At 57.7% G+C, this 23,951-nt stretch carries 17 protein-coding genes; 10 read left to right on the top strand and 7 right to left on the bottom strand.

Translation table 11 applies throughout. The annotated features are described in order from the left end of the window. Positions 1-180: 180 nt before the first annotated feature. Positions 181-2,463, top strand: a complete 2,283-nt coding sequence (locus tag SH661x_RS01540; protein ID WP_437227357.1) for a hypothetical protein — start codon at positions 181-183, stop codon at positions 2,461-2,463. Between the two features lie 15 nt (positions 2,464-2,478). Here SH661x_RS01540 and SH661x_RS01545 read toward each other — a convergent pair whose 3' ends face one another. After that, positions 2,479-3,963 carry an ATP-binding protein gene (locus SH661x_RS01545; RefSeq protein ID WP_437227359.1) on the bottom strand — a complete coding sequence of 495 codons (1,485 nt, stop codon included), beginning with the start codon at positions 3,961-3,963 and terminating at the stop codon, positions 2,479-2,481. Between the two features lie 30 nt (positions 3,964-3,993). Further along, positions 3,994-4,725 carry a response regulator gene (locus SH661x_RS01550; protein WP_437227361.1) on the bottom strand — a complete coding sequence of 244 codons (732 nt, stop codon included), beginning with the start codon at positions 4,723-4,725 and terminating at the stop codon, positions 3,994-3,996. Between the two features lie 413 nt (positions 4,726-5,138). On the opposite strand from SH661x_RS01550, the gene SH661x_RS01555 reads away from it, so the two are divergent. Next, positions 5,139-7,040, top strand: coding sequence for a heavy metal translocating P-type ATPase (locus SH661x_RS01555; RefSeq protein WP_437227363.1), 1,902 nt, complete (start codon positions 5,139-5,141; stop codon positions 7,038-7,040). A 56-nt stretch (positions 7,041-7,096) separates the two neighbouring features. On the opposite strand, the gene SH661x_RS01560 is transcribed toward SH661x_RS01555, so the two are convergent. From SH661x_RS01560 to SH661x_RS01570, 3 genes are all read right to left on the bottom strand, one after another. Then, on the bottom strand, positions 7,097-8,590 hold the full coding sequence (locus SH661x_RS01560; RefSeq protein WP_437227365.1) for a hypothetical protein: 1,494 nt from the start codon (positions 8,588-8,590) through the stop codon (positions 7,097-7,099). Positions 8,591-8,939: 349 nt separating this feature from the next. Further along, complete coding sequence (gene uvrA / locus SH661x_RS01565) at positions 8,940-12,176, bottom strand: excinuclease ABC subunit UvrA (protein WP_437227367.1); 3,237 nt, start codon at positions 12,174-12,176, stop codon at positions 8,940-8,942. A gap of 185 nt (positions 12,177-12,361) precedes the next feature. Next, positions 12,362-13,603: a S1C family serine protease gene (locus SH661x_RS01570; RefSeq protein ID WP_437227369.1), complete on the bottom strand. Its 1,242-nt coding sequence runs from the start codon at positions 13,601-13,603 to the stop codon at positions 12,362-12,364. Positions 13,604-13,868: 265 nt separating this feature from the next. Between SH661x_RS01570 and SH661x_RS01575 the strand changes: the two genes are divergently transcribed. Further along, positions 13,869-15,731 carry a hypothetical protein gene (locus SH661x_RS01575; protein WP_437227371.1) on the top strand — a complete coding sequence of 621 codons (1,863 nt, stop codon included), beginning with the start codon at positions 13,869-13,871 and terminating at the stop codon, positions 15,729-15,731. 199 nt (positions 15,732-15,930) lie between these two features. Next, entirely contained in the window at positions 15,931-17,109 is a 1,179-nt protein-coding gene (gene lpxB, locus SH661x_RS01580; RefSeq protein WP_437227373.1) for a lipid-A-disaccharide synthase, read from the top strand. Positions 17,110-17,416: 307 nt separating this feature from the next. Here lpxB and SH661x_RS01585 read toward each other — a convergent pair whose 3' ends face one another. Beyond that, positions 17,417-18,700 (bottom strand): dihydroorotase, encoded by a 1,284-nt coding sequence (locus SH661x_RS01585; RefSeq protein WP_437227375.1) that lies wholly within the window; start codon positions 18,698-18,700, stop codon positions 17,417-17,419. Continuing rightward, positions 18,700-19,668 carry an aspartate carbamoyltransferase catalytic subunit gene (locus SH661x_RS01590; protein ID WP_437227377.1) on the bottom strand — a complete coding sequence of 323 codons (969 nt, stop codon included), beginning with the start codon at positions 19,666-19,668 and terminating at the stop codon, positions 18,700-18,702. The genes SH661x_RS01585 and SH661x_RS01590 overlap by 1 nt, the downstream gene beginning before the upstream one ends. Before the next feature lie 507 nt (positions 19,669-20,175). On the opposite strand from SH661x_RS01590, the gene SH661x_RS01595 reads away from it, so the two are divergent. From SH661x_RS01595 to SH661x_RS01620, 6 genes are all read left to right on the top strand, one after another. Then, positions 20,176-20,724: a NuoI/complex I 23 kDa subunit family protein gene (locus SH661x_RS01595; protein WP_437227379.1), complete on the top strand. Its 549-nt coding sequence runs from the start codon at positions 20,176-20,178 to the stop codon at positions 20,722-20,724. A 99-nt stretch (positions 20,725-20,823) separates the two neighbouring features. Continuing rightward, positions 20,824-21,396, top strand: a complete 573-nt coding sequence (locus SH661x_RS01600) for an NADH-quinone oxidoreductase subunit A (protein WP_437231160.1) — start codon at positions 20,824-20,826, stop codon at positions 21,394-21,396. A gap of 69 nt (positions 21,397-21,465) precedes the next feature. Next, positions 21,466-21,999 carry an NADH-quinone oxidoreductase subunit C gene (locus SH661x_RS01605; protein WP_437227381.1) on the top strand — a complete coding sequence of 178 codons (534 nt, stop codon included), beginning with the start codon at positions 21,466-21,468 and terminating at the stop codon, positions 21,997-21,999. 30 nt (positions 22,000-22,029) lie between these two features. Beyond that, a complete protein-coding gene (locus SH661x_RS01610; protein WP_437227383.1) occupies positions 22,030-22,317 on the top strand; it encodes a type II toxin-antitoxin system HicB family antitoxin in 288 nt (95 codons plus the stop codon). Further along, entirely contained in the window at positions 22,314-22,469 is a 156-nt protein-coding gene (locus tag SH661x_RS01615) for a type II toxin-antitoxin system HicA family toxin (RefSeq protein ID WP_437227385.1), read from the top strand. The genes SH661x_RS01610 and SH661x_RS01615 overlap by 4 nt, the downstream gene beginning before the upstream one ends. Before the next feature lie 52 nt (positions 22,470-22,521). Then, on the top strand, positions 22,522-23,766 hold the full coding sequence (locus SH661x_RS01620) for an NADH-quinone oxidoreductase subunit D (RefSeq protein WP_437227387.1): 1,245 nt from the start codon (positions 22,522-22,524) through the stop codon (positions 23,764-23,766). Positions 23,767-23,951: the final 185 nt, after the last annotated feature.

The following is a 23,951-nucleotide window of genomic DNA, read 5'->3' on the forward strand; positions in this document are numbered from 1 at the left end:
TTTTTATTCCGGAAGTAGCCAGCGGAGAGTCCAGAGCCAGAAAATCTGCGGGGGCCAGGGTGTCAGAATTTGCTCAGGACTCTCGTCTCTCTGCTCTGGACTGCCCCCTCTCCCCTTTTCCCTTTCCGACCCACGCGGATACCATCAAGCGACAGAATCCTCCCCCTTGACCGCATCCCTATGCATCTGAATTTCGAACCCGTCTGGAACTGGCTCTGGATCACGCTGGCCGCCGGCTGCATGGTGGTCATTGTGCTGTGGTCCTACCCAGCCCGGGTGAAGAGCCTGTCGCAAGGATGGAGATGGACGCTGATCGGGTTACGGCTGCTGGCAGCTCTGATCCTGATCTTCACAATGTTCCGCCCTTCCTTGCAGATTTCCGAAGTCGACAAACGGAAAACCGAAATCGTCGTTCTGATGGACGGAAGCCGGAGCATGTCGACGCGGGATGCGCCGGGTGGACTGACTCGTCGACAGGCCCTGTTGAAGATGCTGCAGGACAACCGCGAGCAATGGGACAAACTCGCCAAAGAAATCGATCTGAAGCTCTACGACTTTGCCGGGGACCTGGCCCCGGTCGAATCGGCAGACGAAAACACCAACGGCGAACTGACAGCGATCGGCAAGGTTCTCGACGAACTGCGGGAAAACGCCCGTGGAGATCGCCTGGCCAGCCTGCTCCTGCTCAGTGACGGGGCGCAGCGGGCCGGAGGCGACGACGACGTCGATCCGCTTCTGGCTGCCCGTCGACTGGCTGAGGAGAATGGAGTCCCGATCCACCCGGTGGTCTTCGGGACATCGGAACTCTCCGCCAGCGGTCTGGATCTGGCGATTGAAGAAATGGTCCTCGACCAGCCGGTCACATTCGAACGTAAGCTCGTTCCTGTTCGCCTGCTGGTCCGGCTGCAAGGAGCCGCAGGCCGAAACGTGAAGGTCCGTCTGCTCATGGAAGACCGGACCGGGAAGGCCAATGGAGAATCGGGTCCGCTTCAGCCGATCCTGCTTTCCGCAGACTCCAAACCGTTTACGGAAATTCGTGTCAAAGAGAATTCCGTGACAATGAACGTCGACCTGTCTTTCGTCGCGGAGATGGCAGGGGAATACAAGATCGCCGGTGAGGTCGTCCCTGAAGAAGGCGAAATCAAACTCAATAACAACCTGCTGGAAACGTTGATCACCGTTCGTAAAGGGGGCCTGCGGGTCGCTTATCTTGACTCCATCCGTCTTGAACAGAAGTTTCTGCGGCAGCTCAACGACACTGCCAAAATTCAGCTCGACATGCAGTTTGTCCTGAACGCTGCCGGCGGTCAGCGGACGCTCCTGGATCGGAAGATGTTTGATCCGGGTGCCTACGACGTCTATCTGATTGGAGATCTCCCTGCAGAAGTCTTCCAGCTTCCCGATCGGAATCTTCTGAACGACCTGGCGCTGCGGGTTCGGGAAGGGGCCGGGCTGGGAATGCTGGGCGGGGTCCGCAACTTCGGCTCGGGAGGCTACGCGGGAACTCCCCTGGCTGAGTTGCTGCCTGTCCGGATGACCCCCGGTGAGAAACTCGGACCGACGGAGAACCCGTCTCGCAATCAGATTACTCATCCCGTGAAGATGCTTCCGACCCGCGATGGGGAACGCCGGTACCTGATGCAGCTCTCCACTCCCGAAAATGATCGGGCCTGGCGACAGCTGCCTGTGATGTCCGGGGCCACAAGGCTGACTCCAAAGTCCGGGGCTGTTGAGATCCTTGCGGAATCTGAAGAACTCGAACCGCTCCTGATCGCTGCGGACACCGGCCGGGGTCGTGTGCTGGCGTTGGGAGTGGATGAGACCTGGCGCTGGCATCTGAAGGGGTATCGCGCCGAACATCAACGGTTCTGGCAACAGGTAGTGCTCTGGCTGGCACGAAAGGAATTTGATTCCGACCAGCCGATCTGGGCGCGCGTCGAACCGAGAAACTTTGCCCCTTATTCCCGCGTTCCGATCGAGTTCGGAGCCCAGGACAGCCAGGGACAGCCGATTCCAGATGCACAATACACGGTTGAAGTCATGCAGCCTGACGGCAAGACCGTTGCCCTTCCATCGCAGCGACTCACCACTGGCGGGCTGGCGGAATTCTCTCAATCCGCAACTCCCGGTGACTACTGGGTCCGGGTTTCCGCGACCAAGGATGGACAATCTCTGGGCCTGTCTGCTCAGACCCGATTCGTGGTGGATGCCCGTGATCTGGAGATGGACAATCCCGCTGCCGACCATGAACTCATGAATGAACTGGCCGCGCTGACCGGGGGAGCTGTGGTCGCACCGGAGAACTTCGGCAAGTTTCTGACGACACTTCTGGAAGAAGGAATTCCCGCCGACCTGAAACGCTATCGGCGGATCAATCTCTGGGATGGTTACCCCCTCCTGCTCCTCTTCACAGCGGTCATGACGCTGGAGTGGTCGCTGCGGAAGTGGAAGGGACTTGTGTAAACCGAGGGTCAACGGTCAGACGGGAAACTGAATGACAATTTCGGTTCCCGGACCGGTCCCGATGAAGATCCGACCGCCATGCGCTTCGATAATGCGCTTGCTCAACGTCATCCCCAGTCCGGTGCCGCGTGTTTTTGTCGTGTAGAACGGATCGAAGATTCTTTCACGCTGAACAGGGCTCAATCCCGGACCGTTGTCCCGGATGGAGAGGTGCACAACATTGCGACCGGATTCCTGCGTGATCGCCGCCTTGAACTGAATTAACACGGGATCAGAGCAGGCTGCCAGCGAGTTCTCCAGAATGTTTCGAAAGACCTGCTGAATCATGAAGCGGTCCACATGCACCATCACCGTGCTGGCTGATTCGTCGATTTTCAACTCCGCCACGCGTCCTGCACGAGCCTGGTCCAGATAGTCCCATGTCTCCTCCATCAACTCCCTGAGGAGATAATGCTGGCGTTCGAGTCGAACGGGGGCTGCATAAAGTCGCACTTCCTCATACAGCTGGTGCAGATGGTTCTGAGCTTCCTGAATGCAGTCGACCAGACGCAACGCTTCATCCTGTCCGGCCACTTCAATGGAGAGCAGTTCGAGGAAGGCCTGACTCCGCTGAAGAGCATTTCGGCTTTCATGCGCGAGTCCGGTCATCGCTTCGCCGATGGCGGAAAGCCGTTCGGACTGAACGAGCTGCTCAGTGGCATGTCGAAAGTCCGTGACATCCTGTCCGACAGCAAGAATTCCCGAAGCACCGTCGACATCATCAATCGTCTGTGTATTCCAGACAATCCATCGCTGCGAGCCGTCCGCACATTGAATCGGTCGCTGTTGACCCTCGGCCGGCTGGTGTTCAAACAGGTTCTCAAGCTCGGGAGCATCACCGGATTCCGACAGGCCGGGAAAGAAGAGTTCCACCACATTTCGATTCAGAACGTGCTCCAGGCGATAACCTGTCAGCTGTTCTGCAAACGGGCTGAAGTAAGTGATGGTCAGGTCCGCTCGCAGAATGATGATCAGGCAGGGAGCCGCCTGAACCAGATTGCGGAACATGGCATCGGATCGGGCTTTCTCCTGCGCGAGCCAGCGACGCTGCGCCAGTCTCTGCAGACTCCCTCGCAGCGCCTGCGCATTAATCGGTTTGAGCAGATAGTCGACAGCCCCTTCCCGCAGAGCAGTCACAGCCTGATCAAAGTCTCCGTGCCCGGTGATGATCACGACGTCGGCGTCCGGGGCGATTGCCCCGATCCGCGGGAGCAGTTCCAGGGCCGTTGTTTCCAGCAGCCTCCAGTCGAGAAGAATCACCGATGCTGCCGTCAGGTCCGGATCAGCCAGAGCCTGCTGAGCGGTATGAGCGAAGGAAACAGTATGTGCATCCAGCTCCAGGATATCCCGCAGGTTGTGACAGCTATCGAGATCATCCTCGATGATAAAAATTCGAAGTGGCGGAGGAGTCTCCATGGGATCGGTCGAAGATGGCGGCAGGGGGCGAGTCTGAGAAGTCAATGGAGTTTTCAAAGTCAAGACATTCACAAACTACAGAGACTGTTCGTCGAGCAGACGTTGAATCGTTTCGAGCAACTGGTCCAGGTCGTATGGCTTCTGACAAACGGCATCAGCGGCTGTTGAAAGTTCGGCCGGTGCTTCGCCCCCGGTTGAAAGTTCAGTTGCGATGATCGCCTTCGTCTGCGGATTTTCACGACGAATGATCTCCAGAACTGGATGGTTGTCGCTGGAACAGCGGCTGAGTCCTACGAGAATGATTCGGAATTCACTTTCCTCCAGACGTCGGATTGCTTCCTCATCAGAGAAGGCTGTGCAGACGCGATACCCCTGAGCCCGCAGCAGACTCCACAGACTTTCGCAGAGTTCCACATCGTCATCCACGACCATCAGCACCGGCTGCCGGACAGCATCGTTGACCAATGAGAGCAATCGGGACAAGTCGACCGGCTTGGACATGACCTGCCAGACTCCGGAATGAAGTGCTTCGTCCCCCGTCTCTGAATTGGAATAGGCCGTGACGATCAGCAGGACAGTGCTCGGGTGTGCCTGACGAATCGCCCGGGACAGTGCAAGACCGTCCATGCCAGGCATCTTCAGATCCACCAGAGCGACGTCGTAACATCGACGGTGGATCATCTCCATCGCCGATTCACCACAGAGTGCGGTTTCGACATCGAAGCCGAGGTCTTCAAAGATATCTGCGAGGTTCTGGCAGATATCGCTCTCGTCATCCACAAGAAGAATGGAAGGGGAAGAAGCCATGACACCCCTCAGTAGCTCTATTCCTGAAGCAATGCTTGAGCCAGTGACTGAAGACGACTCGAATCGACGTGCGAATTATAACACCCCCCTGTTTCACTCGTCGACTCACTGAAATTCCCGTTCTGATCAAGTGTTCTTCTGCGTCGCTTCCAAGAAACCGACAGTCGTCTCTGTTACGCTTAAATGAAGAATCGTTTGGTCGAAACATTGAATTCATGAGCAAGGAACGACTGCTGCCGGGCAATCGACGGCTCGCCAAGACGGACGTTCTCTTCCTTTCGGCGCATTGAATCGCACACGGGCTGAACGCTGCGATGGACGGACGAGAACCTGGGCGTCTGTTACTTTAAGAATGCTAAAAGCAAATCTTCTCAACGAAACAACCAACGTTGGAATTCGGAGTCATCGCAGCGATGAACCAAAAGAACGACGTAACGCGGGTGATTGAAGTGCTCAAGACACGGTCCGAAGCAATCATTGCGGGACTGGCCGTGGTGGGAATCGCCGTTCATCTGGTCACGAAATTTGCCGCCGGATTCTCCGACTCGATCACAGTCATTCCTCTGGGAATCGTTCTGGTTCTGGGGGGTGTTCCTCTGGTGATTGGACTTCTGCAGAAGGTCCTGAAAGGTGAGTTTGGTTCCGACCTCCTTGCGGGGATCTCCATCGTGACGTCCGTCCTGCTGGGAGAATATCTGGCAGGGAGCATTGTGGTCCTGATGCTCTCCGGCGGTGAGACTCTGGAGCGATTTGCTGCCGTCCGGGCTTCTTCTGCGCTGCAGGCACTCGCGCGTCGCATGCCCTCGGTCGCTCATCAAGTTTCAGATGGGAAGATCACCGACGTCAGTCTTTCGACCATCCAGATCGGCGATAAGCTGATGGTGTTCCCGCACGAAACCTGTCCCGTGGACGGCACTGTCGAAGAGGGACGGGGCTCCATGGATGAATCCTACCTGACCGGAGAGCCGTTTCTGATCTCCAAGGTCCCTGGATCAGCAGTCCTTTCCGGCGCCATCAACAGAGAGCAGGCCCTGACGATCCGCGCGGACAAGCTTCCGGTCGATTCGCGATACGCCAAGATCATGGAGGTGATGAAGTCGTCACAACAGCAGCGTTCGAAGATGCGACGTCTGGGTGACTGGCTGGGGAGCATCTATACCCCCGTGGCGCTGGCTGTGGCGATCGCAGCCTGGGTGGCGAGTGGCGACCCATTGCGGTTTCTGACGGTGCTGGTGGTGGCCACTCCGTGCCCGCTGCTGATTGCCATTCCCGTTGCGATCGTCGGAACAATCTCGCAAGCGGCCAGTCGCGGTATCGTGGTGAAAGATCCGGCGGCTCTGGAGCTCATCGACACCTGCAGCGTCGCCCTCTTCGACAAGACCGGAACCCTGACATACGGGCGACCCAAGCTCGTATTCCAGTGGTCCAGTGAAGAAATGGACCCCGATCAAGCCCTTCAGTTGGCCGCGAGTCTCGAACGGTATTCGAAGCATCCGCTGTCGTCCGCGCTCCTTTCCGCTGCAGAGGAGCGGAACATTGAACTCATGGAAGCGGACCATGTCAGCGAAAAGCCCGGGACCGGACTGAGTGGTGAAGTCGCTGGTCATCAACTCTGGATCACCAGCCGAAAAAAACTGGCGCTGCGATATCCGGAACTTCAGACCGAACTCCCTCCACAAGCAGCCGGGCTGGAATGCCTGATGCTGGTTGACACCCGAAACCTGGTCCTCTTTCAGTTTCGGGATGAACCGCGAGCCGAAGGGGCTCAGTTCGTTCGACATCTGCCGCAGAAGCACGGATTTCGCCGGATCCTGCTGGTCTCGGGAGACCGTGAGGCGGAAGTCCGCTTCTTTGCCGAGCAGGTGGGAATCAATGAAGTCTACGCGGGTCAGAGTCCGGAAGAAAAGCTCCGCATCGTTCAGGAAGAAACCCGCAAGGCCAAGACCATCTATCTGGGAGATGGGATCAATGATGCACCCGCAATGACCGCAGCGACGATCGGCATTGCGTTTGGGCATAGCACCGAAGTTGCCAGTGAAGCGGCCCGTGTCGTGATCATGGACAGCAGCCTTGAGCGGCTGGATGAGTTCCTGCACCTGGGACGTCGCATGCGGAAGATTGCTCTGCAAAGCGCCGTCGGCGGAATGGTGTTGAGTCTGGCAGGGATGGGGATCGCTACGGTCGGACTGCTGCCGCCGGTTGCTGGTGCGATCTTTCAGGAGGTCATTGACGTCGCTGCTGTCTTGAACGCGTTGCGAGCTGCGTTTCCCCAGCGTGAGCGTTCAGACATGGGGACAGCGCCACCCCGGGAGTGAATTGAACAGCAGCCCACACATCAGCGGAACGTCTCACCGGCAAAACGATCACGGCGTCACTGAGCAGAACTGTTCAGGGATGAGACTTCCGTAATCCGGGCTCGAGGTTGTGCGCGGTCGACCAGGAACGGTTTCTCTGCATACACCCGGGTCACGTTGCCTGAATTATCCTTCACGTCCAGCCGGACATAAAACGGCTGTTCAAGCGTTGGAGGAACGGTCCAGCTGAAGCGGCCGTTGTTCGGTTGCTGCCCCTGAATCACTTCCCAGGGTCCAGTCGCCGCGACGGAGTAGAACAGTGCCACCGGTTCGTCCGCGAGATCCTGATCGTGAGCCGTCCAACTGATAATGACTTTGTTGGAATCCAGTTCCTGACCATGTTCCAGCGGCATCAGCTTGACGACTGGAGGAGTGCGGTCGACAGCCACGCGGACTTCCGGTGGGTCGTTCGGCTGCGGAGGAATCTCCACGCGGCCGAGTCCGTTGGTCACTCGAAATGCCAGACCGTACTCGCCGTCTGCGGGGACAGTCACTTCCATCGGTGAGGTGCGATCGGGGTCTTCGCCATAGTGAAACCACTTCTTGCCGTTGTCCTCGGTGATGTACAGATTCACCTGCTTGACCCCGGAAGGTCCGATCCCATCCAGGCTGTAGCCAATCCGGAATGTGGTCGAATTCACTTTGTGGATCGGTTCTTTGCTGCTCTTCGACACGTCGACAGCGACCGGCGAGGGTCCTTCAACCGGGTTGGGCGAACTGGTTGATGCCCCTTTGACGACCAGTGATTCCCCACCGGATTGCGTTGACGTCATCCGGGGAGTCAATGAGGTTGCCTTGGGAAATTCGGTCGAGCTTACCTGCGGGATGTTCATCGATTCATTGGCGACCGGCTTCCCGTAATCGGGCTTGTCGTTTCGAGGAATGGGAGCAGCCAGCTGACATTCCGCAGACGCCTGAGTCACGTTGCCGGTCAGGTCGGCCACTTCACCTCGCACCTGAATCTGTCCTCCTGCGGTCATGGTCCAGGTGGTCTGCCCCTGGGCCTGCGTCCGCACAGCCACAACACTCCAGACGTCTGTGGAGGCCTCACGGAACTCCAGCTTCAAGCTGTTCATGTCCAGGTTTTCATCCTGCACGATCCAGCTGAGTTTCACCCGTCCCGCTTCAACCTCTTCGAGGTTCAGGTCCAGTTGAGGGGGAGTGCTGTCGACCAGCACATTCAGGCCGGCCTGATGCGGACCGGCAGGATAGATGAGTCCGCTGGCGGCGACGGTCTTCACGGAGAACCAGTAAACGCCATCTTCCGGAGCTTCGAAAGTGAACTTGCCGGTGTCGGGCGAGACCCCTTCGACCAGCTTCCAGCGGTCGCCTCCGTCGCGGGATACGAACAGTTGAACTTCCTTGGTCCCCAGCCGCTTGAGTTCCGCACTGTCGAACTGGAAGGGAATCCGGAATCGACGGGACTTGGAATAGACCGGTTCTGCATGGACCGCATCTGACAGCATGCAGACTGCCAGCAACACCAGACAGCAGCGTGCCGGCCGACTCATGAGTCGGCCCCACAACCGCGATGTTGAGTTTTTGAAATTCGAATAGTGCATGTTGCAGCCGGTCGGGATTCACACCTGCTCAAGATTGCCAGCCAGGAAGTTCATGCTGGAAATCGATGGGCAACAGGCCGTGGCTGGACCGGCAAAAGCTGCCGGAAGCGCAGCCCCGTCTGTCGGGACCTCGTCCATTCAACCTATCGACGGGGTCCATTCTGCAACTTCATCCGAATGTGCCGCCAATGCGGCTGAAGCGGAATTTCCGGGCTCTTTGAAGGTTTACGCTTGAGGCCGCGGTAAAATACGCGAAGTTTGCGGGCAGATTCTCGCAGGCAGTGAGAGCTGAGTTCGATCACGAGGAGGAAATCACCGCTGCAAATTCTTCCAGGAACGTTCGCAACTCCTTCGACTTCACGTGGGCTTCCGTGGTCAATTCGATACGAATGGCATCCTGTCCGCTGCGGTGCGGAATGATCTCCCGATTGTTTCCCAGCGTGGCGATTCGTCCCAATGCGAATTGACCGGTTTTCGTGAACAGCGACAGATAGATACCGTCGCGGCGCTTTGTCTGGAGTTCGACGACGGTCTCTTTCGAGTTCCCGGTGCGATAAGGGACAATGGTCTTGCTGGTCCAGTCCGGTTCAAGATCCTTGAAGACCTTGTCAACAACGTCGAACAGCTCTTCGAGAACTTCCGCTTTCCAGGCGACCCGCTTCGTGGAAGGGAACCCCTTCCGAGAGACGTGCCACTTCCGTCCGAGCACTTTCCACGGACTCAGGTCTTCAATCGACTGCCCGCTCTTCTCAACCTGATTCAGATAGGCGTTGGCCGCTTCGGTGATGAAGCGGCGAAACTCCGGAGTGTCGATCTCTTCTTTCCAGTGAACATCAAAGACCACTTCCTGAAATGGTCCCTTCTGCTGATTGACTCGAACCCGCTCGCTGCGGTTGTAGATCTGAAGTTCATCCAACTCGTTGACTGACTTCAGCGGAATCCGTTTCTGGAGACTGGCTTCGTCGAAGGTTCCTTTGGGAACCCGGAAATACATTCGCAACAGCCATTCATCGCCGGTCAGTGCGTGAAAGAACCAGCCGGTTCCCGCCTTCTTCTCGGCGGTCACTTCCACATGAGCCTGATCGTTCCAGTTCGCAGCCTTCAGGCCTTTCGACTTTCCGAGCAGATCGACGACATACGCCAGTGCCTCCCCTTCCCAGCGGCACGACTTCCCGTTGCGTGCGATGCGGGTTTCGGTGTGCCATTTGCGGCCATCGGTCTGCCAGGGGGGAGCGACTTCTTTGCCCACACTGGAGATGTCGACATCCCCTTTTTTCTTCCTCGCAGCATCGGCCACATCGAAGATGTCGAGCTCAGCCCGCTCTTCCGTCTCCAGCACCGGCTTGAGGAGTTCGCCGGTCCAGCTGCGAAACGGGGAGGGTGCGGCTGTCGCCGTCGCTTCCGCTTTCTTCGAACGTCCCTTCCTGGTTTTTGTCGGACTGACGCCGAGGTAACGCTGCGACTGCGCGACGACATCTTCAGGAGTCCCTGAAGCGACAATCCATCCTCCGCCAGTCCCTGCTTCCGGGCCCATGTCGATGATCCAGTCGGCCGTCTTGATGACGTCCAGATTGTGTTCAATGACGACAGCCGTGTTCCCCTGTTCGATCAGGCTGTTGAGCACCTTCAACAACTTGGCGATGTCATCGAAGTGCAGGCCGGTCGTCGGTTCATCGAGGAGATAGAGTGTTCGTCCCGCGTTCGGCTTGGCGAGTTCCGCAGCCAGCTTCACCCGCTGGGCTTCTCCACCGCTGAGTGTCGTGGCTGACTGCCCCAGCGTCAGATATTCCAGGCCGATGGCCGCCAGCGTCGCCAGCGGAGCACGGATCTTCGGGATGTTTTCAAAGACGTCCAGAGCCTGACCGATCGACAGGTTCAACAGGTCGGAGATGGAATGCCCTTTGTATTTGACCGCAAGAGTCTCCTGATTGTATCGCTGCCCGTGGCAGGTATCGCATTCGACCCAGACGTCCGGGAGAAAGTGCATTTCAATTTTCTTCTGGCCCATCCCTTCGCAGTCTTCACATCGCCCCCCCGCCCGATTGAAGCTGAATCGTCCCGGCTTGAAGCCACGGATCTTCGACTCGGGAAGCTTGCTGTAGAGTTCGCGAATCGGATCGAAAACTCCTGTATAAGTCGCGGGGTTCGAAGCGGGGGTGGCCCCCAGCGGTTGCTGATCGACAGCAATCACCCGACTGATCTGCTCGACTCCGGACATGGTGTCATAGGGACCCGGAATCTCCCCCTGTCGCTTGAGATGACGGCTGACAGCACGGGCGAGCGTCTCCTGAATGAGCGAACTTTTCCCTGAGCCGGACAGCCCGGTCACGCACGTCAGCGTCCCAAGGGGGATCTGCAGATCCACATCACGCAGGTTATTCTGACGGCATCCCGTCAACTCCAGCCACGCACCTCCGGGAGGTTCACCGTACGCGGCTCGGACCGCTTCAGGATCGTCAATGGGAGAGGATTTCGAATCGAGCTGCTGCATTCGCCTGCGAAGGGGAATGGGGATGTTCTTCTGTCCCGAGAGATACTCTCCGGTCAGAGAGCCCTTCGGGTTGCGGATGATTTCCTGAGGAGTCCCCTGAGCGGTGACGGTGCCGCCGAAACGGCCTGACCCGGGACCAAAGTCATAAAGCCTGTCGGCCGCTTCCAGCACTTCCCGGTCATGCTCCACGAGGACAACTGTATTTCCGAGATCCCGGAGTTTCTCGAGAGCATCAACCAGACGACCGTTATCACGGGGATGAAGTCCGATCGTCGGTTCATCCAGAACGTAGAGGACGCCCGTCAGCGCGCGGCCGATCTGTCCTGCGAGTCGAATCCGCTGGGACTCTCCTCCAGACAGGGTCGGCATACCGCGATTCAACGTTAAGTAATGCAGACCGACTTCAACGAGGAACGAAAGCCGATGGATTGCTTCGTTGAGCAGATCACCGGCGATGTTCTGCTGAGCCTTGTTCAGCTTTAGGCCCTTCAGGAACTCCAGCACTTCGACCAGCGGCAGACCACACAGACCCGGCAGCGTCTTGTCTTCCAGTCGAACAGCCGCAGCATCCTCGCGAATGCGTTCCCCATGACAGACCGAACAGGGACGTTCGCCCACCAGATCCTGCAGCTTCATCCGGTACGAGTAGGAAACACGGGAAGCTTCCTCGATGGCGGGATAGATCCCCTTGTACTTCATCGCAATGGGTGTTTTGAAACCCGGGAAGGTCACCTGGATTTCGCGATTCCCTGTTCCCTGCAGAACCATTCGCTGCTGCTGCGCGGACAGCTGATACCAGGGCTGATCGAGAGGAATCTTGAATTGATCCCCCATTGCTTCCACGAGGGCAGCAAAGGAGGGCGAAGCTGACGGTCGCGGCCATGCGGAGATGGCTCCCTCTCTCAGCGAGAGGTTGGGGTTGGCGACAATCGCTCCCTGATTGGTTCCGATCTCGGTCCCGAGACCTTCACAGGCGGGACACCATCCCAGCGGGCTGTTGAACGAAAAATTCTGCGGAGCAAGTTCTTCAAAACTGCGTGGCATGGAGCGAAATCAGATAGGGCGGTAGAAGGCATCTGCGAAGCGCCATGCCCCAGCACCATCACCCGTGGAACATCCGCTCGCCATCCACAAGTGTAGCAGGGTGTGAACAAACGGACAGTCGAAGGCCTTCATTCAGTCAGGAATGTTTTCCGAAGAAATGAAGGCCCGCCTGATGTCAGCAGTTTTCAAACGCCCGAATTCGAACCGTTTGCGTTGGCGACATTGGAATCGCCTCCCAGTTTGACGGTCACCTTCACCACCTGATCTTTCCGCATCACCGAGATCTCGACGACATCGCCCGGCTTCTTGCTTTCGATGTAGCCGAGGAACTCCGCTGCGGAAGCGACCGGCTGATCGTTCACAGCCACAATCACGTCAGCTGCATTCCGGTCTTCGATGACCAGCGGACCCCGGCGGGTGACCAGCGGCCCTTTGATCCCGGCGATTTCAGCCGGGCCTCCGGGAGCGAGTCGGGCGACTCGCAATCCTTTATCCGTGACAGTCACATGAGTAATCCCCACGTCTCCACGAATGACTTTTCCTTGCTGAATCAGCTCCGGGACAACGCGGCGAATGAGATTCACCGGAATGGCAAAACCGATCCCCGCACTCTGTTCGACGCGGCTGGCAATCGCGGTATTCATCCCGATCAACCGGCCATGAGTGTCGATCAACGGTCCGCCGGAATTTCCCGGGTTGATGGAGGCATCGATCTGAATGATCGACTTAATCACCCAGTTCCGCTGCACTTCCAGAGTCCGGTTCAGGCTGGAGATGATCCCCGTTCCCATAGTCCGTTCCAGTCCGAAGGGATTCCCCAGAGGAAAGACACGCATGCCGACGCGGAGATTGTCCGAGTTGCCCAGCGGGATGGGATAGAGCTGATCTTCAGGAGCATCGATCTTGATGATCGCGATGTCGTTCACGGGATCGGCCCCGACCAGTTTGGCAGGCAGCGATTCTTCATTGAACAAGGTGACATTCACCTGTCGGGCCCGTTCAATCACATGGTAGTTCGTGAGAATGTGGCCCGCCTTGTCGAGGATCGCCCCTGAGCCGCTCCCTTCTTCAGGAACCGCCATCATGAAGAAGCGGTCCGCGCGAACTCCCATGGTCGAGATGTTGACGACGCTGCGATTGCATTGCTCGTAAACAGCGACGTTCACCGCTTCATCCGGCGTCAGTCCCTCGGCATCGAACGAGGCCAGCGGAGTTCCCGGGAGAGGGGGGAGAGTCGTTTTTGGCACTGATGACGACGGTACCGGAAGACCAGGCGAGCCCCCTTCCGCAGCGGGAAACGGCGGGACAACGATCGGCTTACTCTGGGCCACAGCCTGGCCGACACGGGAAATCCGGGAGTCCATCATCCACAGAGAGAGACATCCGCCCAGCAGGGCGGCAAACAGGCAAGCTGCAAAGTGACGCACGAAAATTCCCCTTCCATCTGAGTTCGACGCGAAGCCGAAATCTGTATACTGCAATCGTCAATGGAGGACCGCTCACCCAGGAAGCAGCGCTGATTTCCGGCTGCCCGCTGCGTCAGCGTACTACGGACGAATTGGTTGTGTTCGCGTTGTAGCGAAATCCGTCATTTGGATCATCATGAATTTTCCCTGAGAATTTTCAGGGTGGATCCGGTACGGCCACCGATTCTCCGATGTTTTTGAATTTCCCTCAAGAGGCAACCTCCACATGCCCCGCACGGCTGACGATCTCAAGGCCATTCCCCACGGTACTGCTCCCGTGGAGGTTTCCGATACGGAATGGCTTTCGAATTTCGAATTTCGCCATGGAGCCCCTCGCGAACTGTCCCTGCCGGCTCGAAGGGGAGACGTGTCCGCATTCGCTGAAGCGTTGCCGGGCGTTTTCGAAGAGCAGTGTCGGATCGGCAAACGGGAACGGGTAAGGTTACTGGCATCCCTGGCGACTTTATGGAATCAGTCTGTCCACAGCGGCAATTCCCCGGTTGAACAGGGATCGCTCGCCCGTTGTCTGTTCGATACCGAGCTGACTCAGGATGAATTGTCCGGTCGCATTGAAGCGATCATGGCCAGCACCTCGGAGTCGATCCCCGATCCGCAGACGCTGGTCGCTGCTCACTGGCTGCTCCGGATGTCCGGTCGACAGCTGGAAACGCAGACGCTCTTCACGTTTTTCCGCTGGACCGTCGAAGCCAGTCAGTCCTGGCTGAAACGGACGGAACAGGAATCCCCCGCGAATTCGAATCCGGAAAGCGGATGCGACGCCTTTGATTTTCTCGAAATCGAGTTGCTCAACACGTTGATTTTCCCGGGCCTGAAAGGCTGCAAGAAACAATTGCGGCAAAGTGCGAAAGCCTGGCGAAAAGCACTCGACGCGATCACCGACACCGACGGCACTCCCCACGCCAGGTGGCTCAATGAGATCCTTCCGCGATTCTGTCAGCTTGCAGCACTGACCCTCTTTGCCGATTCCCTCAATGAGCGGTTCTGGGATCGAAAGAGCCATCGTCGACTCGAAGGCTTACTCGCCCGCACGTCGCTGCTGCTCACTCCCAGACATGTCGGGTTTTCCGAAGTCGATTCCGGGGCCGCCTGCAAGGCTCTGCTGACCGCCGCCGATGTGCTGCACCTTTCGTCCCGACCCGGCCTGCTCACGCTTCTGACCCAGTGGGAAGATGCTGCCCAGTTGAATCAAGTGACGAGCAGACGGGAGATCCGGGGCAAACTTCCGAAAACGAGTATTCAGACCGACTGGGGTGACTGGGCCTGCCTGCGTTCCGGCTGGCAAAGTCCGGTCGATGCCTGCTACGTGCGGCACGATGGCGAAACGCCGCAGCTGGAGCTGATCGCTGCCGATCTTCCACTGCTGGCGGGAGCATGGTCGCATGAACTGAAAATCAATGGCACAACCCAGAAACCGACTGGGGAATGGACCTGCTGCTGCTGGTATCTGGATCGACAGGCAGCCTTCGTCGAACTGCAGCTGGATCGCGAAAGCCCGATTCAGGTCATCCGGCAGGCCTTGTTGCTGAGAGAGGAATCGGTCCTGATGCTGGCGGATTCCATCCGCGTCCCGGAATCGAGTTCCATCGAGTTTCAGCGCAGCGTTCCACTGGCCGGCAGCTGGGGACTGGAAGAAGACGTTCTGTCCCGAGAAATCAATCTCTGCCAGGGGAACGAACGGGTTCGCGTCTTCCCTTGGTCCGGTCCTCAGATGCGACTGGACCGCAGCGATGAATCGACGTCGGTGCGTGAGAATCAGTTACAGGTTCACGCCCGCACTCAGGGCCATGGACTGTACGTCGCAACCTTGCTCGACTGGTCGGCGAAGCGACGGGAAGCCCCGATCGACTGGCAGCGTGTGACCGTCGCGGAAGATGGTCAGATCCTGGCTCCGGAGATTGCCGTCGGACATCGTTTGCGAATCGGCAAGAAGCAATGGGTTCTGTATCACAGCCATCGCAAGCCGGCGTTCCCCCGATCGGTCCTCGGGGTCCATACCCTGAGCGAAAGCGTTTTCGGCCGCCTCGACAGCGACGGGGAAGTGGAAATTCTTGTCGAAGTCGAGTTGTAAGGAACCGGAGTCGCCTCACTCGCAGAGGATCTCACTTCGTAGGGTCCGCTGTGCGGACCACTCCCAATTCCCCGACGGTCCGCACAGCGGACCCTACAGGGATGTTTCGAACAGAACCGGGATAGCTCAGGTTGTGGATTCTGCTATCATTCGCCACGCGGATTCAGGATGAATTTTTGCTTGCGAGCAGGATGCGACGATGCACATTTTCTTTTCGGCGGGCGAGCCGAGCGGTGACCAGCATGCCGCTCAGATCATGGATCAGCTGCGCCAGCGTGATCCTTCCATCCGATTTTCCGGCTTCGGTGGTCCAGCGATGTCTCAGGCGGGACAATCGGCACTCTATCCCCTCACCAATCTGGCAGTGATGGGACTCGGAGGGATTCTCCCCTTACTGGGACAGTTCTGGCGGCTGTACAAGCAGGCTGAAGCGTTCATGGCAGCAGAGCGACCTGACGCCGTCGTGCTGGTCGATTTTCCCGGATTCAACTGGTGGGTCGCACGTGCGGCCCGGAAGGCCGGCGTGCCTGTCTTCTTCTACTGTCCTCCTCAGCTGTGGGCCTGGGGCGGGTGGCGGCTGCGAAAGCTCAAACGCCTTGTCGACTGCGTTCTCTCCGTGCTGCCTTTTGAAGCCAAATGGTACCGGGATCGCGGCGTCGACGTGGAATATGTCGGCCACCCTTTCTTTGATGAAGTCGCTGCACATGAACTGCAGTCCAGGGTGATGGATCAGCTTCGGAAAGCTCCATCTCCTCGAGTGGCGATTCTTCCCGGCTCACGCAAGCAGGAAGTGAATCGCAACTTCCCGGTCATGCTCGACATCATTTCCGATCTGCATGAATCGCATCCGGAAGCCCGTTTTCAGGTCGCCTGTTATAAGCAGTGGCATTACGACCGCTGTGGGGAACTGATCCGTGAACGCGGGAAAGCACTCCCCATCGATCTGTATCTGGAGTCGACTCCCGAAGTGATCGAAGCCAGCGACTGCTGCCTGATGGTCTCCGGATCGGTCAGTCTGGAACTTCTCGCTCGCCGCAAGCCAACGGTCGTCATGTATCGCGGGAGCCCGTTGCTGTACGTCCTGGCGAAAATCCTCGTGCATTGCCCGTTCATGACTCTTCCGAACCTGATCGCGGGCAGGGCTGTCATGCCGGAATTCCCATTCTCTCGCCGCAGCGGGACAGCACCGAAGAAGATCAAAGCGATTCTCAGCGAGTGGCTTTCGAACCCCGAATCCCGGATCCGATCCCAGCAGGAAGTGGCGGCTCTGGCAGACACCATTGTCGAAGCAGGAGGAGTCCGCAACGCAGCCGAGACCCTGTTGCGGCGGTTGGGTGTCACGCAGGCGGAATCACGCCGCGTTCAAGACGCGGCGTAGGGACGTCGAGCGACTCTGAAATTCGAAGAGATTTGAAACGCAGAGATCGCAGTGGAGAACAAGAGAGTTTTACCACGGAGTCGCGGAGACACGGAGGATTTTTTAAACCGCGAATCACGCGACTCCGGCGAATTTTGGTTTTCTCATTCGCATGACCTGCGGTTCTTTTCTTCGCCGTGCCGCCGTGGTGAATTTCAAAGTTGAAGACAGGGGCGACGCAAGGCGCCGATCGGATACGGTTTTAGGAGTTGCAGAATCTCTTCTCCGGAATTCCTCAGCGTCCTCTGCGTTTCAAATCCTTTTCAACTCACCAGCTCACCGCCGAATACTTCACCTCACCAACAACGATGGTGTGTTCCACTCGTCCCTGAACCTCACGACCGTCGAATGGTGTATTGTGGCTGCGAGAGCGGAAGTTCCGGGAGTTGATCTGCCAGCGAACCTCCGGATTGATGATCACCACGTCCGCGACCGCTCCGCTACGGAGCGTGCCGGATTCGAGCGAAAGAAGTCTGGCGGGTCCGATTGTCAGTTTGGATAACAGCTGCAGCCAGCTGAGATGTCCCGGCACGATCAACGCTTCGATGCAGAGCGGAAGCAACGTCTCGAGTCCGACAATGCCGTGAGGAGCATGGTCGATTTCCAGGCTCTTCTTTTCATCCGCGTAAGGCTGATGATCGGAAGCAATCAGCCCGATGGTGTCGTCTTTCAGCCCCTCGATCAGGGCGTCACGATGATCGGCGGTTCGAACGGGAGGATCGACTTTGTAGTTGGTGTTGTAGCCCGCCAGACATTCGTCCGTCAGCAGCAGGTGATGGGGAGTCACGTCTGCCGAAACCTGCAGACCCCGACTGATTGCCTGTCGAACTTCTTCCACGCTGCGGCGGGAAGAAATGCACATCAGATGGACCTGCCCGCCAGTGGTTTCAACGAGTGCGATATCCCGTCGCACCATGATCTCTTCTGCGGCAGCCGGCATTCCTTGCAGTCCGAAGATCGTCGACTGGAACCCTTCATGCATGATCCCGCCATGCACGAGTTCCGGAACCTGAGCATGATGCAGAATCGGCTTGTTCCACATCCGCGTATATTGCAGCGCCCGCCGCATGATTTCAGCGTTGGCAATGGGTTGTTTGCCGTCGGAAAAGGCGACAGCTCCGCCGTTGATCAGCTGGCCGATCTCAGCGAGTTCTTTTCCTTCGCGACCTTTGGTCACCGCGCCGACCGGCAGGACCCGGCAGCGATTGGCCCGTTCACCCTGTCGGACAATGAACTCCGCGGATGCCCGACTGTCGACGACGGGAACGGTTTCGGGCAGGCAAGCGACAGTCGTGAATCCCCCCGCCAGAGCCGCATCCGCCCCGGACGCAATCGTCTCATCTTCGTCGAACCCAGGTTCACGAAAGGAGACGTGTGCATCAATCAACCCCGGAGCGACAATCATCCCGGTGGCATCGATCACTCGGTCCGGATTCCCGGAAGACTGTCCCGGTTCCGCGATGCGGCCATCGACAATCAGCAGGTCACCCACCCGGTCTACCTGCTGTGCCGGATCAATGATGCGGCCATTTCGAATCAGCAAGGTTCCCATCAGCGTGCCTGTTCCTGAAGTTGACGACGTGCCAGCAGATGCAGGCATGCCATACGGACGAACAAACCGTTCGTCACCTGATGGAGAATCTGGGAATGCGGCCCGTCTGCCACATCCGCGCTGATCTCCACCCCTCTGTTAATGGGCCCGGGGGCCAGGATCAACACATCCGGCTTTGCCCGTTTCAGTCTTTCCCTGTTCATTCCGAACAGATGTGCGTACTCAGCGATGGAAGGGAAAAACGTCCCGCGTTGTCTTTCGAACTGCACTCGCAGGAGATTGATCACATCTGACTCGTGGAGAACGTCGTCCACGCGATGGACGACCCGCACTCCCAGTTTTTCGATACCCGGTGGAATCAGCGTCGCTGGGCCGCAGACGATGACGTTCGCCCCCAGCTTCGTGAGCCCCCAGATGTTGGAGCGGGCCACGCGGCTGTGTTTGATATCTCCGACGAGCGTAACCGTCTTCCCTTCGAGAGACCCCAGTCGCTCCCGAGCCGTGAAGATGTCCAGCAACCCCTGCGTAGGATGCTCGTGAGTCCCATCACCTGCATTGAGGATTCCGCATTTCAGGTGCCGCGACAGCATTTCCGGAGCCCCCGGGGAACTGTGACGGATCACCACCAGATCGACCCCCATCGACTCGATGGTCAATGCGGTGTCGATGAAGGACTCCCCTTTGGAAAGGCTGCTGCCTGATGCGGTGAAGTCGACGGTGTCCGCACTCAGCCGCTTCGCAGCGAGGCTGAAGCTGGTACGTGTCCGGGTGCTGGCCTCGAAAAACAGGTTCGCGACCACCAGTCCTTGCAGGTGATTCAGCTTGTTTTTGGACTGCTGCAGACGTTTGAATTCGGCGGCATGATCGAGAATCAGCTCGATTTCGGCCCGATCGAGATGCTGCAACCCTAATATATGGCGACGCGTCCAGAGTTCGAGCGCGACTGGATCCGAGGGGTGAGCGACCATGCGAGGCAAAAGTCCAGCAATGTGGAAAGTAGAATTTGGCCTATGGTAACCCCGGCTGTGTAACCCGGCAATCAAACGCGACGATTTTAGCAGGGGGGTCGGGTTTTTGAATTTGGTGGTTGTCGAGAGCGGAGAGTCCAGAGTCGAGAGCCGGAAAGTGGTTCGAATCCGGGGCGCAATTCTCGCTGAACTCTCGACTGTTCGCATGTTAAAAGGGTGAAAGCCGTGGTCAGGAGTCGAGTGTCCATCGCTCATTGCGGGGTCGGTTTTCCGATGTATTTCCTGCTCTCGACTCTGGCCTCTCCGCTCCTGGCGTCGCTCGATCTGACTCGACGAAGGAGACTATTTCCCCCTTCCCGGGTTCGGGAAAACGACCGGGGGGTGCAGGAACGATTGCGAGTCGGTTGATGTGATCTATAATGTGGACCAGATCTGAAGTTGCGGCGTTTCGCCCCCATTCTGGTGAAATTTCAAATCCCCAGGCCCTTCACACGGTGAATGACGTCTATGCTTGGCTGGTTCCGAAATGTCTGGGTGGCGGTCAGCACAGTGCTCCACGGAATGTGGGTCACGCTGTTGACCATGGGAAAAACCTATCGCCGGAAGGCCTTCACGGAAATCTACGAGTACCCGGAGCGTCCTGTTCCGGTCAAAGCCCGTTACCGCGGCTTCCATCGCTTCGATCTCACCACCTGCATCGGCTGTGAGAAATGTGCGGTCGCCTGTCCGGTCGACTGCATCTACATCGAAAAAGAAAAGAGCCCGGTCGGGAAAGGATTCCGGATCGATGGCTTTACGATCGATTACACGAAGTGCATGTTCTGTGCACTGTGCGTGGAACCCTGTCCGGTCGACTGCATCTTCATGGGGTCCAATCACGACCTCAGCTGTTACAGCCGCGACGGGTGCGTGGTCGACTACGCCAAACTCCCTCTGCAGACCGCCTGGGGACAGTCGACTCTCAATCCAACGGCAGTCGCTGAATCGAAAGTGCTTTACGAACCGGTCTGGGTGAAGGGCGAGCCGAGCCCCTTCGAGTTTTCTGGTTCGGAATGAGTTTTCAACTGAAGTTGATTCCCGGCAATTCGATTGCCGGGCTTGCGAAATTCGCGTCATCTGCTTCCGGACACCTGTCTCTCGACCCTCGACTCCCCCATGACCGACCTGACACTCCACTTCCTGCTGTTCGTCATCGCTGGGGCAGTGCTGGTGCTGGCTCCGCTGGTCATCGGTCTGTTCGTCCGACCGAATCTGCCAACGGATGAAAAGACCGCAGTCTATGAATGTGGCGAACCGACCATCGGCTCCAGCTACATTCAGTTCGATATCCGGTTTTATGTCGTGGCCCTGCTGTTCATCATCTTCGATGTGGAAGTGGCCTTCTTCTTCCCGTGGGCGACTGTCTTCGGAGGAGCGACCCAGCTGGCGGACACTCGATTGTCCGAAACCACACGCATGCATCTGACGGACAAATTCCTCAGCCTGGAGCCGGGAACCACAACGGCCCAAACCGCGATCACCTTCGAGGAAGCACTGGGAATCGCCCAGATTGGGTTTGCGGACATTCTCGTCTTCTTCGGCGTGCTGCTCGTCGGCTTCGCGTATGTCTGGTATCGGGGCGACCTGGACTGGGTCCGTGCCATGGTCAAACGCGTGAAGACCAATCCTTCACGACATCGGTCTCCCGTTTTGGCGGAATCGCCGCCGACCCGGGAACTGGTCAGCTGAATCGATCGCAGACTGACTCACGGTTCTGCCTGACTTGAGATCCCCTATTACCGACGAGATACCAACCTCATGACGTTTCAGGAAATCCTTCAACGACTGGCAGCTGAGTTCAGCCCGGACATCATTCTGGATGCAAATGCGGAAGCCCGCGATCCCTGGGTCGAGGTTGCTCCCGCGGCCGTCGCCACAGTCGGCAGGTTTCTCAAAACCGATCCCTCGCTCCAGTTCAACTCGCTGTGTGACCTCAGCGGGGTCGACTACTTCGAACCGGACCCGAAGCTCGCGCCGAAGTTCCCCTTCGAGCCGCATGTCGAAGTGGTCTATCATCTGTTGAGCCTCAAGTTCAAACACCGCCTGACGATGAAGGTCAAACTCCCCCGGTGGAAAGACGACGTCCCCGGGCAACTTCCGGAAGTTCCCACCGTCTCGTCCGTCTGGGCGATCGCCGACTGGCATGAGCGGGAAGCCTACGATCTGGTGGGGATCCACTTTGTGGGACACCCCAATCTCGTCCGCATTCTTTGCGTGGACGACTGGGTCGGACATCCGTTAAGGAAAGACTACGAGTTTCCGCTGGAGTATCATGGCGTCCGGGGCCGGTAAGAGCGATCAGCCAAAGAACCGAGGTGATGCATGTTGACGTATCGAGCAGCTTATTACGATGCGGGTGATGGATGGATGGGCGGACAAGTCCTTGATTTCCCGGCAGCCATCAGCCAAGGAAATGGATTAGACGAAGTTCGCCGGATGCTCGCTTCTGCGCTCGTGGATGTCGCGGAATCGTACATTCTTGACGGAGACCCGTTACCAGTCCCCAATCCATCGGTAAATGATCCGGATGCGGAACTGGTCGAGCCGATTTACCTTCTGTTTAACGCATCTTCTGCAATTCGGGTCATTCCCGAACGAGTTGGAGCATGAAGCGAATTGCCTTGCTCAAGCACTTGACGCAATGCGGATGTGTCTACGAACGGGAAGGTGGAGACCATTCAATCTGGCTGAACCCGCAGTCTGGGAAGCAGTCTTCTGTGCCGAGACATCGAGAAATTAAAAAGAGGTCATTGTCAAAATGATCTGCAAGCAACTGGCAATTCCAAAACCGTAGCCACCATACCAACATTCATTATGAGCATCGCTACCCAGGATCCCCGTGTCATCGAGTTCGACGTTCGTACGGATGAGATGCTGGTCAACATGGGCCCGCAGCATCCCAGTACTCACGGCGTGCTCCGACTCCTGCTGCGCACCGATGGAGAAGTGATTCATGAAGTCACTCCGCATATCGGATACCTGCACCGCTGTGCTGAGAAGATCGGCGAGAACCTGACCGGACCGCAGTGGATCCCGTACACGGACCGGATGGACTATCTGGCCGGGATGAACATGAATCTCGGCATGGCCCTCGCCTTCGAAAAGCTGATCGGGATGGAAGTCCCCGAGAAAGCGATGACGGTCCGTCTGATCATCGCTGAACTTGGCCGAATCGCCAGCCATCTGGTCGGCATGGGAGCCTATGGACTGGACCTGGGAAGCTTCAGCCCGTTTCTGTATGCCTTCCGCGAACGCGAAATCATTCTCGACCTCTTTGAGGAAGTCTGCGGAGCACGGCTCACCTACAGCTACATCACGATCGGGGGAGCCACGCACGACCTGCCCAAGATGATCCAGATTCCAGATGGTCTGGCAGCGCTGACCGGGGTGAAGCCCGGAACCCCCATGACATGGATCGACACGGTGCTGCTGTTCCTGGAGTGGCTCGAAAAGCGGATTTCCGAGTACCACACGCTGCTGACCCGGAATTCCATTTTCATTCAGCGGACTGCCGGTCTGGGAATACTCTCAGCGGACATGGCAATCGATTACGGCTGCACGGGTCCGGTCCTGCGCGGCAGCGGAGTCGACTTCGACCTGCGACGCGATGGAGAACCGATCTATACCCGGATGTATGACGGCTACAACTTCAATGTCATCACCGCTCCATTCCCTGGACAGAAAGTTCCTCCGGAAGTGGAACTGGGAGACAACTGGTGCCGGTTCTTCGTCCGGATGCTCGAGGTTCTGGAATCGATCAGCCTGGTGCGGCAGGGACTGGCGAAGTACCCCACAGCAGCAGGTGAGCACCGCGTCCCGTTCAAGATGAACACCAAGTTGCCTGTGAATGAAGCTTATCTGGAGACAGAAGCTCCTCGCGGACAGATGGGTTTCTACATCGTCGGCGACGGTCAGGCTGAGCCGCTGCGAGCACGGGCGAAGAGTTCCTGCTTCTGCAATCTCGCAGTCACCGGCCCGCTCTGCGAAGGGGTCCTGATCGCCGACATCCCCGCCATCGTCGGCTCACTGGATATCGTGATGGGCGAAATCGACCGGTAAACGAACGCGGTTCAACGCCCGCTGAAGTGCTGTCCGAATCGATCCGTCTGCTGAAACGAACTGATGCCCGCATCTGCATCACATTGCGGGCATCCGTTCTTCATTAGTCCTGCTCGACCGGACGACTTTTCTACAGAACGCGAGCTCCAGTTGCTTCGCAAATTTCTCGTCAATGAGGAATTCAG

The sequence above is a fragment of the Planctomicrobium stercoris genome (assembly GCF_051465655.1).
Classification (GTDB): domain Bacteria; phylum Planctomycetota; class Planctomycetia; order Planctomycetales; family Planctomycetaceae; genus Planctomicrobium.

Coding starts and splice junctions, on each gene's coding strand:
- SH661x_RS01540 (WP_437227357.1), top strand. CDS start 181: ATGCATCTGAATTTCGAACCCGTCTGGAACTGGCTCTGGATCACGCTG.
- SH661x_RS01550 (WP_437227361.1), bottom strand. CDS start 4,725: ATGGCTTCTTCCCCTTCCATTCTTCTTGTGGATGACGAGAGCGATATC.
- SH661x_RS01555 (WP_437227363.1), top strand. CDS start 5,139: ATGAACCAAAAGAACGACGTAACGCGGGTGATTGAAGTGCTCAAGACA.
- SH661x_RS01560 (WP_437227365.1), bottom strand. CDS start 8,590: ATGAGTCGGCCGGCACGCTGCTGTCTGGTGTTGCTGGCAGTCTGCATG.
- uvrA (WP_437227367.1), bottom strand. CDS start 12,176: ATGCCACGCAGTTTTGAAGAACTTGCTCCGCAGAATTTTTCGTTCAAC.
- SH661x_RS01575 (WP_437227371.1), top strand. CDS start 13,869: ATGCCCCGCACGGCTGACGATCTCAAGGCCATTCCCCACGGTACTGCT.
- lpxB (WP_437227373.1), top strand. CDS start 15,931: ATGCACATTTTCTTTTCGGCGGGCGAGCCGAGCGGTGACCAGCATGCC.
- SH661x_RS01585 (WP_437227375.1), bottom strand. CDS start 18,700: ATGGGAACCTTGCTGATTCGAAATGGCCGCATCATTGATCCGGCACAG.
- SH661x_RS01590 (WP_437227377.1), bottom strand. CDS start 19,668: ATGGTCGCTCACCCCTCGGATCCAGTCGCGCTCGAACTCTGGACGCGT.
- SH661x_RS01595 (WP_437227379.1), top strand. CDS start 20,176: ATGCTTGGCTGGTTCCGAAATGTCTGGGTGGCGGTCAGCACAGTGCTC.
- SH661x_RS01600 (WP_437231160.1), top strand. CDS start 20,824: ATGACCGACCTGACACTCCACTTCCTGCTGTTCGTCATCGCTGGGGCA.
- SH661x_RS01605 (WP_437227381.1), top strand. CDS start 21,466: ATGACGTTTCAGGAAATCCTTCAACGACTGGCAGCTGAGTTCAGCCCG.
- SH661x_RS01610 (WP_437227383.1), top strand. CDS start 22,030: ATGTTGACGTATCGAGCAGCTTATTACGATGCGGGTGATGGATGGATG.
- SH661x_RS01615 (WP_437227385.1), top strand. CDS start 22,314: ATGAAGCGAATTGCCTTGCTCAAGCACTTGACGCAATGCGGATGTGTC.
- SH661x_RS01620 (WP_437227387.1), top strand. CDS start 22,522: ATGAGCATCGCTACCCAGGATCCCCGTGTCATCGAGTTCGACGTTCGT.